Source organism: Curvibacter sp. GW821-FHT09D12, assembly GCF_059416245.1.
Genome location: NZ_JBWKOU010000002.1, coordinates 322,746 through 335,900, shown reverse-complemented (window position 1 = coordinate 335,900; position 13,155 = coordinate 322,746). Strand labels below are relative to the sequence as shown.

Below are 13,155 nucleotides of genomic sequence, written 5' to 3'. Positions count from 1 at the left end.
CTGTGCGGCCTCAGTTCAGGGCGGCGCGTCGGGCCAGGGCCAGGGGGCGTGCGTGGCAGCCTTCCAGGTGGTCATTGACCAGGCCCATGGCCTGCATGAAGGCATACATCGTGGTGGGACCGACAAAACTCCAGCCCCGCTTTTTGAGGTCTTTGGACAGGGCCACTGATTCGGCCGAGGTGGTCAGGCCCTGCAGGCTCAGCGAGGTGATGGCATCGGGGCGGCTGCCGGCCGGAGGCTCGAAGCGCCAGAAGTAGGCCGCCAGGCTGCCGAACTCGTCGCGCAGCGCCTGGGCACGGCGTGCGTTGTTGAGCGTGGAGGCGATCTTGCCGCGATGCCGAACGATGCCCGGGTTGAGCAGCAGTCGGGCGATGTCGGCTTCGCCCAGGGCCGCCACGCGGTCGATGTCAAAGCCTTCGAACGCCTGGCGGAAGCCCTCGCGCTTGTTCAGGATGGTCAGCCAGCTCAGGCCAGCCTGAAAGCCCTCCAGGCAGATCTTTTCGAACAGCCGGGTGTCGTCGTGCACCGGAAAGCCCCACTCGGCGTCGTGGTAGCGCTGGTATTCGGGGGTGGCGCGGCACCACACACAGCGCAGGGTCTGGTGATCGTCCTTGAACAGGCCGGCAGGGGGGGGGCTGAGGTCGGGCATGGCGAAGACTGTGATGGTTGGGATGGCTGTAAATAATCACAGTATAAAAGCAGGAAGCCGGCTTGGGCACCCCCCTGTGCGCCGGGCTCAGTCCTGGGCCGTCTTGCAGAAGATGCAGTCACGTTGCGGGGCGGCGGCGGGCTCGGCGTGGTTGCAGCAGTGCTCCAGCCAGGCGCTGACCAATTTGTAGGCCGACAGGTTGGCGCGTGCGCTGGGGGCACACAGGTAGTAGCCCAGAGGGCTTTGGTAGCGGTCGCCCAGGGGCTCGACCAGGCTGCCCGCCTGCAACTCGTCTTCGACCAGGCAGGTGGGCACGATGGCCACGCCAAAGCCCGACACCGCAGCGCGGATGATCAGCGAGTACAGGTTGAAGCCCGGCCCGAAGCGGCTGCCCGTGGTGTCGCACTGGTGTGCCTGCAGCCAGTCGTGCCAGGCCAGCGGCACCTCGATGTGCTGCAGCAAGGTGGCACGCTGCAGGTCTTGCGGGCAGCGCAGCGCCAGGCTGTCACGCAGTTGCGGGCTGCACACCAGGCTGGTTTCCTGGCCGATCAGGTAGCGTGCGTTGGCGCTGGGCCAGTTGCCATAGCCGAACTGGATCGCAGCATCGAATTCGTAAGGCACCGCAAAATCATGGGCATGCTGGTAGCGCACAAAGTTCAGCGTGACCTGCGGCAGGGTGCGCTTGAAGTGGCCCAGGCGTGGGAACAGCCATTGCGCCGCAAACGTGGGGGGCACCGACAGGTTCAGGGCTCCGCCATTGCCGCCGTAAGACATCAGCTGCGCCGTGGCCGATTCAAGTGCGGCCATGGCTGGGCGGGTGGCGTTGAGGTAGGTGGCCCCAGCCTCGGTCAGTTCCAGTCCGGCGCTTTTGCGCATGAACAGTTTCTGGCCCAGGTAGTCCTCCAGCGAGGCAATGTGGCGGCTGATGGCGCTTTGGGTCACGCACAGGTCTTTGGCCGCCATGGTGAAGGCCTGGTGCTTGGCGGCGGCATGGAAGGCGTTCAGTTCCGAGATGGTGGGGCACAGTCGTCGCATGGCGGCCTATGAGTAGAAGTCATGGTGTGGTGAGATTTTAGGCATTGCAGCCAGGCGCGATTGGCCCGATAAATGCAACATATTCAAGCCATCAACGGACATTTTCAGAGGGAAATCCCTGGTCTAACCGTTTGATTGCCGGAGTGCCAGGCCCGGGCATTGAACCCGAAGCCATGAGTAATTTGCTGTGTCCAACTGATTTTTGAACGCCCATGACCCACTTGCTGATCGTCAACAGCCATGTTCTGGATGTGCATGCCCTCACGCTGCGCAGCGGCCTCTCGGTGCTGGTCTCGGACGGGCGCATCGCCGCCGTGGGCACCGAGCTGAGCGTGCCAGCAGGCTGCACCACGCTTGACGCCCAGGGCATGACGCTGATGCCTGGCTTGATCGACTGCCATGTGCACACGGTGGCCTCGTCGTTCAATCTGGGCGGGGTGGCCCGCCAGCCCAACGTGTTCGTGATGCTGCGCGCCCTGCCCATCATGAAGGCCATGCTTGAGCGTGGCTTCACCTCGGTGCGCGATGCCGGGGGGGCCGACTGGTCGCTGGCTGAAGCTGTGCGCACCGGACTGGTGCCGGGCCCGCGCCTGTTCACCTCGGGCAAGGCGCTGTCGCAGACCGGGGGCCACGCCGACTTCAGGCCGCGCAACGACGATCTGGACGCCTGCTCGTGTGCCTACAAGCTGGGCAACATCGGGCGCGTGGTGGATGGCGTCGACGCCTGCCGGCTGGCCGTGCGTGAAGAGATTCTCAAGGGGGCCAGTCAGATCAAGGTGATGGCCTCGGGCGGCGTGGCCTCGCCCAATGACCCGATCGGCAACCTGGGCTACTCCGAAGCCGAGCTGCGCGCCATCGTCGAAGAAGCCGGCAACGCCAACACCTACGTGATGGCCCACGCCTACACCCCGCGCGCGATCGCCCGCGCCGTGCGCTGCGGCGTGCGCACCATCGAGCATGGCAACCTGGTGGACGCACCCACCGCCGAGCTGATGGCTGAACAGGGCGCCTACATGGTGCCCACCCTGATCACCTACGAAGGCCTGGCCAATGAGGGCGAGCGCTACGGGCTGCCGGCGGCCTCGATCGCCAAGATCGAATCGGTGCGTGGCCAGGGCCGACAGGCCATCGAGATCCTGGCGCGGGCCGGCGTGAAGATGGGCCTGGGCAGCGATCTGCTGGGCGAGACCCACCCGCTGCAATCCGACGAGCTGCGCCTGCGCGCCGACATCCTGGGCAATGGCCCGGTGCTGCAGCAGGCCACCCTGATCGGGGCCGAGATCCTGGGCCAGACCGGCCAATTGGGCGAGGTCACGGTCGGGGCCATCGCCGACCTCTTGCTGGTGGACGGCAATCCGCTGACCGACATCACGTGCCTGCTGAACCAGGGTGAACGCATCCGCGTCATCGTCAAGGATGGGCAGATGCACAAGAACACGCTCTGACCCATTCCTAGTCTCCCAAGGCTTCCGCATTTCCAGCCCCCCTCTTCCCTTCTTGGAGAACCCTCATGCAACGTCGTCAACTTGTCCAGCTCACCGGTCTGGCCGCTGCGCTCTCGTGCCTGCCCCGCCTCAGCTTTGCCCAGCAGGGCGAGGCGTTCCGCATCGGCTCGCTCACGCCCATCACCGGGGCGGGCAGCCCCTATGGCCCGGGCATGCAGCAGGCCATTCGCCTGGCGGTGGACGAGGTCAATGCCGCCGGGGGGGCTGGCGGGCGCAAGCTCGAACTGTTCACCGAAGACACCCAGACCAAGCCCGATGCCGCGGTGCTCGCTGCCAAGAAGCTGATCGAGGTGAACAAGGTGCAAGCGGTGCTGGGAACCTGGGCCTCGGGTGTGACCCTGGCGGTGATGCCCTTGACCGAGGCGGCGGGCCTGATCGAGATGAATGTCTCGGGTGCGCCGGCCATCTCCAACCTCGACACCAAGGATCTGGTGTGGCGCTTTCAGGCCACCAACGACCGCTTCGGCGCTGCCTTTGCAGAGATCTGCGCCAAGCGCGGTTTCAAGCGCCCGGCGACGATGGCCTTCAACAACGCCTCGGGCCTGGGCAATACCGAGGGCTTCACCAAAGTCTGGAAGCAGCGCGGCGGCCAGGTGGTGGCGCATGTCACCTACGAGCCCAACCGCCCCAGCTACCGCAGTGAACTGCAGAAGATCCTGGCGGCCAAGCCCGATGTGATCGTGACCGGCTCTTACCTGCCCGACACCACCATCCTGCTGCGCGAATGGTTCCAGGCCGGTGCCGACAACAAATGGGTCATCCCCGGCTGGGCTGCCAACCCCGATCTGGTGAAGGCCCTGGGCGCCGAGGTGTGCGAAGGCATCATCTCCGTGGACACGGTCTCGAACGAGAAGAGCCCGGCCTATGCCCATTTCGACGCCCTGTTCCAGAAGGCCAGCGGCAAGCCCGCCTCGACCAACATCTACGCCGCCATGGCTTACGACATGGTGATCAGCCTGGCCCTGGCCATGGAGGCCGCGGGTCCCGGGGCCAGCATCGAGCAGATCAATGCCCGCATCCGGGATGTGAGCAACACCCCCGGCACGGCCGTGGGCACCTTTGCCGAAGGCAAGGCCTTGCTGGCCAAGAAGGGCAAGGTGAACTACGAAGGCGCCTCCAGCAAACTCGACTTCGACAAGTTCGGCGACGCCACCCCCGATTTCGGTGTGTATGTGATCGAAAAAGGCCAATTGGTGCGTCGCGACGTGGTGTCCATCAGCGCTGCGTGACGGGCCGGCGGGCCGGCCGGGCGCCTGACCCGGTGCCGGCCCGCAGGGCATGTGGCCCCACCCCGGTGAGGGGCCCAACGGGCATGACCCATGAGATGACTTGATGACCTGGATCGAATTCGCAAACCTCTTGATCAATGGCTTGATCGAAGGCCTGGTGGTGGCCTTGCCCGCCCTGGCCATGACCCTGGTGATGGGGGTCAACCGCTTTCCGAATGCGGCCAGCGGCGACCTGCTCACCACCGGTGCCTATGCCGCCGTGGCCGTGCAGTGGCTGCTGGGCTGGCCGCTGTGGGCGGCTGCCCTGCTGGGGGCGGTGATCACCGCCGCGGTGTCGGCCACCGCTTACCGGCTGATCTTCCGCCAACTGGCTGGGCGCCCCATGGTGGCCTCGATGTTGGCGGCCATCGGGCTGGGCTTTTTGCTGCGCAGCCTGATCTCGTTCTTTGCCGGTCACGACCAGCGCACCTTCGACCTGCCCCTGGTGCGGGCCTGGAACTTCGGTGGCGTGCGCCTGCTGCCCACCGACCTGGTGATCGCTGCGCTGGCGGTGGCCTGTCTCGCGCTGGTGTTCGTGCTGATCTACCGCACCAGTTTCGGTCGCCAGTTGCGCGCCGTGGCCGACAGCGCTGATCTGGCCCGGGCCAGCGGCATCCGGGCCGGGGGCTTGATGATCAGCCTGTGGTTGCTGGTGGGGGCGCTGTCCGCGGTGGGGGGCGTGCTGCTGGGCATGAAAGCCGTGGTCACCCCCGACATGGGCTGGGAAAGCCTGATCCCCGCCTTTGCCGCCATGGTGCTGGGGGGCATCGGCAGTCCGGTGGGTGCCGTTTTGGGGGCCTTGCTGCTGGGGGTGGTGCAGGAGCTGGCGGTGCCCTTGCTGGGCCCGTCGTACAAGCTGGTGCTGGCCTTTGCCGTGCTGGCCGGTGTGTTGTTGCTGCGGCCGGCCGGCTTGATGGGCCGGGTGCAGCTGGTGAGGTGAGGACGCCATGACCGCTTATCTTCTGGCCATCGGCATCGTGGCCCTCATTTATGGCTTGCTGGCCTTGGGGTTGAACCTGCAGTTCGGCCTGACCGGCCTGGTCAACTTTGGCGTCGTGGCCTTTTTTGCCGTCGGCGCCTACACCTCGGGCCTGCTGTCGCTGCAGGGCGTGCCCCTGCCGCTGAGCTTTGCGGCCGCAGCCTTGCTGGCTGGCCTGCTGGCGCTGCCCATCGGCCTGTTGTCGCTGCGTTTGCGCGACGATTACCTGGCCATCGTGACGCTGGGCTTTTCCGAGGCCGTGCGCATCACCCTTCAGCAGGAAAGCTGGCTGACCCAGGGGGTGCAAGGCCTGCCCGGTCTGCCCAAGTTGTTCGCCAGTTGGGGCCCTGCGTCGGACGCCGCGATCTTCGCTGTCCTGCTGACCGCGGTGGCCGTGGTGGCCTGGGGCACGGTGCGCCTCACCGGCAGCCCCTTCGGGCGCTTGCTCAAGGCCATCGGCGATGACGAGGCCGCCTTGTCGGCCCTGGGCAAGGACCCGGCGCGCTTCAAGGTGCAGGTGTTCATGCTGGGGGCGTCGCTGGCGGGCTTGGCGGGGGCGTTCTATGCGCACTTCATCACCTTCATCACGCCCGAGCAGTTCATTCCGCTGATCACCTTCTATGTGTGGATGGGCCTGATCATGGGCGGTGCAGGTTCGGTGCGCGGCGCCCTCTTCGGTTCGCTGCTGCTGATGGTGTTTCTTGAAGGCTCGCGCTTTGCCAAGGACTGGGTGCCCGGCGTGTCCGAAGTGGGCATGGCCAGCCTGCGCCTGGCCGCAGTGGGCCTGGCGCTGATCCTGATCACCTTGTATCGACCCCATGGCTTGTGGGGCGGAGGAAAAAGCCAATGATGCTGAGCGTCGACAACGTGACCCGGCAATTCGGGGGTTTCAAGGCCGTCGATGGCGTGTCCCTGCAACTGGCCGAGCGCGAGATCCTGGGCATTGCCGGCACCAATGGGGCGGGCAAGAGCACCCTGTTCGCGGCCATCGCGGGCCAGCAGCCGGCGGACGCCGGGCACATCCATTTCGATGGCCACGACATCACCCGGCTGCCGCCCTACCGGCGTGCCCATCTGGGCCTGGTGCGGACCTTTCAGGTGCCGCGCGAGTTCAAGAGCCTGAGCGTGCACCAGAACCTGCTGGCCGCGGCCGCCAACCCCCAGGGCGAGCGCCTGCTCAATGCCTTTGTGCGCACCCGCAGCCTGCGCGAGCACGAGGAGCAGCTGGTGGCCAAGGCCGACGGCGTCCTGCAGTTCCTCAACCTCAGCCGGGTGCGCGACAAGCTGGCGGGGGGCTTGTCCGGCGGGCAGAAAAAGCTGGTCGAGTTGGGCCGCGTGCTGATGCTCGATCCACGCTGCATCCTGCTTGACGAACCCTTTGCCGGCGTCAACCCGGTGCTGATCGAGGAGATCTGCGAGCGTGTGCGCGAACTCCATGCCCGAGGCATTGCCTTCATCGTCATCGAACACCACCTGCAGGCGCTCAAGGCGCTGTCGCAGCGCATGATCGTGATGGACCGAGGCCGCATCCTGGCCGAGGGCGATCCGCACACCGTGCTCGATGATCCCCGCGTCCAGGAAGCCTACATGGGAGGCGTGGTATGAGTGGCTCTTTGCTTGAGATCCGTGCGTTGCGCGGCGGCTATTCCGAGGTGGACATCATTCAGGGCATCGATCTGAATGTGGCGCCGGGTCAGATCGTCACCATCGCCGGCACCAATGGCGCTGGCAAGTCGACCCTGGTGAAGGCCTTGCTGGGCCTGCTGCCACGTGTGCAGGGCGAGATCGTGCTGGACGGACGCTCCATCACGCGGCTGGGCGCCGAAGACCGCTTTGATGCGGGGCTGGCCTACGTGCCCCAGGTGGCCAATGTGTTCGCCTCGCTCACCGTGCGCGAGAACCTGCAGGTGGTGCGTGGTGTGCCCGACCTCAAGCGCCGCATGGACGAGGTGCTGGCCGATTTCCCGGCCCTGGTCGAACGCCTGGGCCAACCTGCCAGCAACCTGTCCGGCGGCGAGCGCCAGCAACTGGCTTTCGCACGCGCCCTGATGCCCTCGCCGCGCATCATGGTGCTGGATGAGCCCACGGCCGCCCTCGCGCCCTCGCTGGTGGGCAAGGTCTTCGACATGGTGAAGGCGCTGCCTGCGGCCGGCGTGGCCGTGCTGATGGTCGAGCAGCGCGCCCGCCAGGCGCTGAAGATCAGCCAGCAGGGCTACATCCTGGACCAGGGCCGCTGCGTGCTGGCCGGCCCGGCCCATGAGCTGCTGGGCGATGAGCGCATGGCGCAGCTGTACCTGGGGAGCCATTGAGTCGCCTGGAGTGACCAGGGTCATGGTTGTACCGTTTTCTGTGGTGGCTTGATTGAGGGTGAAAATCTCCCCATGTTGCATGCCACCCCCTTTTCGTCGCGCCCCGCCCCGCCCCGCCCCTTGTGGATGCTGAGCCTGGGCGCAACCCTGTTGTTGGCCGCCTGTGCCAGCCGCCCGCCCGAATCCGCGCCGACCTCGGCCGCTCCGGTCACGGCCAACTCGGCTGCGCCTCAGGTGGCGGCTCCGCCTGCTCCGGGTCCCGGCGCTGCCAACCCCGAGGCGGGCTTTGCCCGTTGGGTGGAGGGCTTCAAGGCCTCGGCGCGGCGCGCCGGCATCAGCGAGGCCACGCTGCATGCGGCCTTCGACGAGGTGCAGTTTCTGCCCCAGTTGATCGAACTGGACCGGGCCCAGCCCGAGTTCAACCGCCCGGTGTGGGACTACCTGGACCGCGCCGTCACCCCGCAGCGTGTGACCAATGGGCAGAAAAAGCTGCAGCAGGTGCGGGCCGAGGCCGATGCGGCGGCAGCGCGTTACGGCGTGCCGGCCAGCATCCTGGCGGGCTTCTGGGGCATGGAGAGCGACTTCGGGCGCAACTACGGCAACACCTCGGTGATCGATGCCCTGGCCACGCTGGGCTACGAGGGCCGGCGCGAGGCCTGGGCCCGGGGTGAGTTGCTGGCCGCGCTGAAGATCCTGCAAAACGGCGACATCGACCGTGCTCACATGATCGGCTCCTGGGCCGGGGCCATGGGCCAGACGCAGTTCATGCCTTCGATTTTTCTGGCTTATGCCGTTGATGCCGACGGTGACGGTCGCCGCGACATCTGGGGCAGCATGGCCGACGTGATGGCCTCCACCGCTAATTTTGTGGCTCATTCGGGCTGGCAGCCCGGGCAGCCCTGGGGCGGCGAGGTGGTGTTGCCGCCCGGTTTCGACCTGGCCCGAGCCGATGGTGAGTTCAAGCAGAGCAGCGATCAATGGGCCACCGAGGGCCTGCGCGGCCCGGGTGGCGCACCCTTGCCCGTGTTGGCCCAGGCGGCGGTCTTTCTGCCCGCAGGCGCGCGTGGCCCGGCCTTTCTGATCGGGCCCAACTTCAAGGTGATCCTGCGTTACAACAACGCCACCAGCTACGCCTTGGGCGTGGCCCTGCTGGCCCAGCAACTCGATGGGGGCCCGGCGGTGCAGGCCGCCTGGCCCCGCGATCTGCAGCCGCTCAGCCGCAGCCAGACCCGCGCCCTGCAAACCGCCCTCAACGAGCGCGGCTTTGACAGCGGCACCCCCGACGGCCTGATGGGGCCGGCCACGCGCGACGCCGTGCGCCGCTACCAGCGCAGCGCGGGTCGGGTGCCCGACGGCTACCCCACGCTGGAGCTGTTGCAGGGCTTGCAGCCCTGATCAGTCCGCCAGCTTGACGGAAGTTGTCCGCCAGATTTTCTCGGCGTACTCGGCAATCGTGCGGTCCGACGAGAACGGTCCCATGCCGGCCACGTTGCGCAGCGCCATGCGGTTCCAGGCTTCGGGTTTCTGGTACAGGGCGTCGACCTTCTCCTGCGTGGCCACGTACGAGGCGTAGTCGGCCAGCAGCATGTAGTGGTCGCCCCAGTTCACCAGCACGTCGTAGATGGCCTGGTAGCGGTGCGGCTCTTCGGGGCTGAAGCGGCCGTCGCGGATGGCCTCCAGCACCCGCTGCAGCTCGGACTTGCCGGCCAGCACCTGGCGCGGCTGGTAGCCCTGGCTGCGCAGGGCGGCCACCTCGGGTGTGGTGTTGCCGAAGATGAAGATGTTCTCCGGCCCCACCGCCTCGCGGATCTCCACGTTGGCGCCGTCGAGCGTGCCGATGGTGAGTGCGCCGTTGAGCGACAGCTTCATGTTGCCCGTGCCCGAGGCCTCGGTGCCGGCGGTGGAGATCTGCTCCGACAGGTCGGCCGCCGGGATGATCAGCTCGGCCAGGCTCACGCTGTAGTTGGGCACGAACACCACCTTGAGCAGATCGCCCACGGCCGGGTCGTTGTTGACGGTGCGCGCCACGTCGTTGATCAGCTGGATGATCAGCTTGGCCATGTGGTAGGCCGAGGCGGCCTTGCCCGCGAACACCACCACCCGGGGCACTTTGACGGAGCCGGGCTGCTCGATGATGCGCAGGTAGCGCGTGACCACGTGCAACACGTTGAGCAGTTGGCGCTTGTATTCGTGAATGCGCTTGATCTGCACGTCGTACAGTGCATCGGCCGGCAGGGCCAGGCCCATGTGCTGCTGCACCCAGGTGGCAAAGCGCTGCTTGTTGTGCTGCTTGGCGTTGCGGAAGGACTGCAGCAGGATGGGGTCGTCCAGCCGGTCTTTGAGCTGGCCCAGCAGGTTCAGGTCGCGCCGCCAGCCCGGGCCCACGGCGCCGTCCAGCACGCTGGCCAGGGCCGGGTTGGCCTGGGCCAGCCACCGGCGCTGGGTGATGCCATTGGTCTTGTTGTTGAAGCGCTCCGGCCACAGGCGGGCGAAGTCGGCAAAGATCGACTGCGTCATCAGCTCGGAGTGCAGGGCCGACACGCCATTGACCGAGTGGCTGGCCATCACCGCCAGGTAGGCCATGCGCACGCGGCGTTCGCCGCCTTCGTCGATCAGTGACACGCGCCGCATCAGGTCGGTGTCGCCGCCGTGGCGCTGCGCCAACTGGCCCAGGAAGTAGGCATTGATGTCAAAGATGATCTGCAGGTGGCGTGGCAGGACGCGGCCCAGCATCTCCACCGGCCAGGTCTCCAGGGCCTCGTGCATCAGGGTGTGGTTGGTGTACGAGAACACCCCCTGGCAGATGCGCCAGGCGTCGGCAAACGGCACGTGGTGCACGTCCAGCAGCAGGCGCATCAGCTCGGGCACCGCCAGCACCGGGTGGGTGTCGTTGAGGTGGATGCTGACCTTGTCCTTGAGCTGGTCGAAGGTGTCGTGACGCGCCAGGTAGCGGCGCAGCAGGTCTTGCACGCTGGCGCTGCAGAAGAAGTACTCCTGGTGCAGGCGCAGCTCGCGGCCCGAAGGGGTGGAGTCGTCGGGGTAGAGCACGCGCGACACGTTCTCGGAGTGGTTCTTGCGCTCCACTGCCTCGAAGTAATTGCCCCGGTTGAAGGCGCCCAGGTCGATTTCTTCGGTGGCCTTGGCCGACCACAGCCGCAGCGTGTTGGTGGCCTGGGTGCCAAAGCCCGGAATGATGGTGTCGTAGGCCATGGCGCGCACGTCCTGGGTGTCGACCCATTCGCAGCGGTCACCATGGCGCAGTACGTGGCCGCCGAACTGCACCCGGTAGACCACCTCGGGGCGCGGAAACTCCCAGGGATTGAGGTTGTTCAGCCAGTAGTCGGGTACCTCGACCTGGCGCCCGTCGACGATGGTCTGGCGGAACATGCCGTAGTCGTAGCGGATGCCGTAGCCATAGCCGGGCACGCCCAGCGTGGCCATCGAATCGAGGAAGCAGGCGGCCAGCCGGCCCAGGCCGCCGTTGCCCAGGGCGGCATCGGGTTCGAGTTCGGCCATGGCTTCGATGTCCAGGCCCAGCTCGGCCAGGGCGGTGCGCAGCGGCTGCTCGATCTCCAGCGCGATCAGTGCATTGCTGAAGGTGCGGCCGATCAGGAACTCCATCGACAGGTAATAGACGTTCTTCACGTCCTGGGCCGCCTTGGCGCGGGTGGTGGTCATCCAGCGCTCGACCAGCAGGTCGCGCACCGTGTAGGCCGCAGCGTTGAGCCAGTCCACCGGGCGGGCCGTGGCCGGGTCCTTGCCGACGGTGAACATCAGCTTGTTGGCGATGGCACGTTTGAGCGAGGCCGCATCGTGCTGCGGCGCGTCGTAGTCGAAGACGGACGGGGTGTGGGTCATGGCTGTCTTTCGCTATCAGAAAGGGGCGTGGGTGGGTCGGGCCGCCGTGTGCAGCAAGGGGGTGCGCCCCGGTTCAGGGCTTCAGCAGGGACTGGTACAGCGCCACATAGTGCCGGGCCGACTCGTCCCAGCCGCAAGCACGACGCATGCCTGCCTGGCGCACCTGGGCCCAGGCCTTGGGTTGCCGGTACAGCGCAAAGGCGCGGCGCAGGGCGTGGCGGTAGGCGGCCTCGGAGAAATCGTGGAACACAAAGCCGTTGGCGCTGCCGTCGTCCAGGGTGGCCAGGTCGGCATCCACCACCGTGTCGGCCAGGCCGCCCACGGCCCGCACCAGGGGCAGGCTGCCGTACTGCAGGCCGTACAGCTGGGTCAGGCCGCAGGGTTCGAAGCGCGAAGGTACCAGGGTCACGTCGGCGCCGGCAAACACCCGGTGGGCCAGGGCCTCGTCATAGCCCAGGTGCACCGCCACGCGCCCGGGGTGGCGCTGGGCCAGCAGGGCAAAGGCGTGTTGCAGCTCGGGGTCGCCGGTGCCCTGCACCAGCAACTGGCCACCGGCGGCCACGATGTCGTCGCCGCCGGCCAGCACCAGGTGCAGGCCTTTTTGCTCGGTCAGCCGGCTGACCACGCCGAACAGCGGTGCCCCGGGGTGGGGGTCGAGCTTCATCTCGTGCTGCAGCGCCGCTTTGCACGCGGCCTTGCCGTCGGCCTGGTCGGCTGTGTATCGCTGGGCGATCAGCGAATCGGTGGCGGGGTTCCAGACGGCGGTGTCGACCGCATTGAGGATGCCGCTGAGCACGTCACGCCGGTGGCGCAGCAGGCCGTCGAGCCCACAGCCCTGCTCGGGCTGCTGGATCTCGTGGGCGTAGCTCGGGCTCACGGTGGTGATGCGGTCGGCAAAGTGCAGACCGGCTTTCATGAACGAGATCTGGCCGTGGAATTCCAGGCCTTCCACCCTGAAGAAGTGAGCCGGCAGGCCCAGCTCTTGCAGGTGGTGGGCCGCGAACACGCCCTGGTAGGCCAGGTTGTGCACGGTGTACACACTGGGCACCGGCCGGCCGGGCCAGGTGTGCAGGCAGGCGGCGGCGAGCCCGGCATGCCAATCGTGGCCATGCACCAGCTCGGGCCGCCAGGCCGGGTCCAGGCCGTGTGCAAGGTGGGCCGCAGCCCAGCCCAGGGCGCCGAAGCGGCGCGCGTTGTCGGCATAGGGCCGGCGCTCAGCGTCTTCGTAGGGGTTGCCGGGGCGGTCGAACAGGCCGGGGGCGTCCAGCACATAGGCCTGCAGCGGCCCGGCCGGGGTGGGCACGGCGGCCAGGGTGCCGCGGCGCAGGTGGAGCCGCTCGCCCCAGGGGGCATCGAAGTGGCCCACCAACGTGTCATCGCTGAGGCCGGCTCGGATGGCCGGAAAGCCCGGCAGCAAGGCCCGGGGTTCGACGCCGGCCGCCACCAGGGCCGAGGGCAGGGCCCCGGCAATGTCGGCCAGGCCCCCGGTCTTGAGCAGGGGGAACAGTTCGGCACTGACTTGCAGGATGCGCATGGTGGGGTCCTTCCGGGC

11 protein-coding genes are annotated in these 13,155 nt (G+C 67.2%); 7 read left to right on the top strand and 4 right to left on the bottom strand.

What is annotated here, in order from left to right; translation table 11 throughout:
• Window positions 1-10: 10 nt before the first annotated feature.
• Together AC07PT_RS04020 and AC07PT_RS04015 are read right to left on the bottom strand one after the other, a co-directional pair.
• A complete protein-coding gene (locus tag AC07PT_RS04020) occupies window positions 11-649 on the bottom strand; it encodes a DNA-3-methyladenine glycosylase I (protein ID WP_492348615.1) in 639 nt (212 codons plus the stop codon).
• 87 nt (window positions 650-736) lie between these two features.
• Complete coding sequence (locus AC07PT_RS04015) at window positions 737-1,684, bottom strand: LysR substrate-binding domain-containing protein (RefSeq protein WP_494655850.1); 948 nt, start codon at window positions 1,682-1,684, stop codon at window positions 737-739.
• Between the two features lie 212 nt (window positions 1,685-1,896).
• Here AC07PT_RS04015 and AC07PT_RS04010 point away from each other — a divergent pair, with 212 nt between their 5' ends.
• The 7 genes from AC07PT_RS04010 (at window position 1,897) to AC07PT_RS03980 (ending at window position 9,140) form a co-directional block, all read left to right on the top strand.
• The gene (locus AC07PT_RS04010) at window positions 1,897-3,129 is read left to right on the top strand and encodes a metal-dependent hydrolase family protein (protein WP_492348613.1); all 1,233 of its coding nucleotides are present in this window, start codon (window positions 1,897-1,899) and stop codon (window positions 3,127-3,129) included.
• Window positions 3,130-3,194: 65 nt separating this feature from the next.
• The gene (locus tag AC07PT_RS04005; RefSeq protein ID WP_492348612.1) at window positions 3,195-4,418 is read left to right on the top strand and encodes an ABC transporter substrate-binding protein; all 1,224 of its coding nucleotides are present in this window, start codon (window positions 3,195-3,197) and stop codon (window positions 4,416-4,418) included.
• Window positions 4,419-4,521: 103 nt separating this feature from the next.
• Window positions 4,522-5,397, top strand: a complete 876-nt coding sequence (locus AC07PT_RS04000) for a branched-chain amino acid ABC transporter permease (RefSeq protein WP_492348611.1) — start codon at window positions 4,522-4,524, stop codon at window positions 5,395-5,397.
• A 7-nt stretch (window positions 5,398-5,404) separates the two neighbouring features.
• Complete coding sequence (locus AC07PT_RS03995) at window positions 5,405-6,286, top strand: branched-chain amino acid ABC transporter permease (protein ID WP_492348610.1); 882 nt, start codon at window positions 5,405-5,407, stop codon at window positions 6,284-6,286.
• Entirely contained in the window at window positions 6,283-7,041 is a 759-nt protein-coding gene (locus tag AC07PT_RS03990) for an ABC transporter ATP-binding protein (RefSeq protein WP_492348609.1), read from the top strand. Before AC07PT_RS03995 ends, AC07PT_RS03990 begins: the two co-directional genes overlap by 4 nt.
• The gene (locus tag AC07PT_RS03985) at window positions 7,038-7,745 is read left to right on the top strand and encodes an ABC transporter ATP-binding protein (protein WP_494655849.1); all 708 of its coding nucleotides are present in this window, start codon (window positions 7,038-7,040) and stop codon (window positions 7,743-7,745) included. Before AC07PT_RS03990 ends, AC07PT_RS03985 begins: the two co-directional genes overlap by 4 nt.
• 72 nt (window positions 7,746-7,817) lie before the next feature.
• The gene (locus tag AC07PT_RS03980; RefSeq protein WP_494655848.1) at window positions 7,818-9,140 is read left to right on the top strand and encodes a lytic murein transglycosylase; all 1,323 of its coding nucleotides are present in this window, start codon (window positions 7,818-7,820) and stop codon (window positions 9,138-9,140) included.
• On the opposite strand, the gene AC07PT_RS03975 is transcribed toward AC07PT_RS03980, so the two are convergent.
• Together AC07PT_RS03975 and glgA are read right to left on the bottom strand one after the other, a co-directional pair.
• A complete protein-coding gene (locus AC07PT_RS03975) occupies window positions 9,141-11,603 on the bottom strand; it encodes a glycogen/starch/alpha-glucan phosphorylase (protein ID WP_494655847.1) in 2,463 nt (820 codons plus the stop codon). It abuts the gene before it with no gap.
• A gap of 73 nt (window positions 11,604-11,676) precedes the next feature.
• The gene (gene glgA, locus AC07PT_RS03970; RefSeq protein ID WP_494655846.1) at window positions 11,677-13,137 is read right to left on the bottom strand and encodes a glycogen synthase GlgA; all 1,461 of its coding nucleotides are present in this window, start codon (window positions 13,135-13,137) and stop codon (window positions 11,677-11,679) included.
• Between the last annotated feature and the right edge of the window lie 18 nt (window positions 13,138-13,155).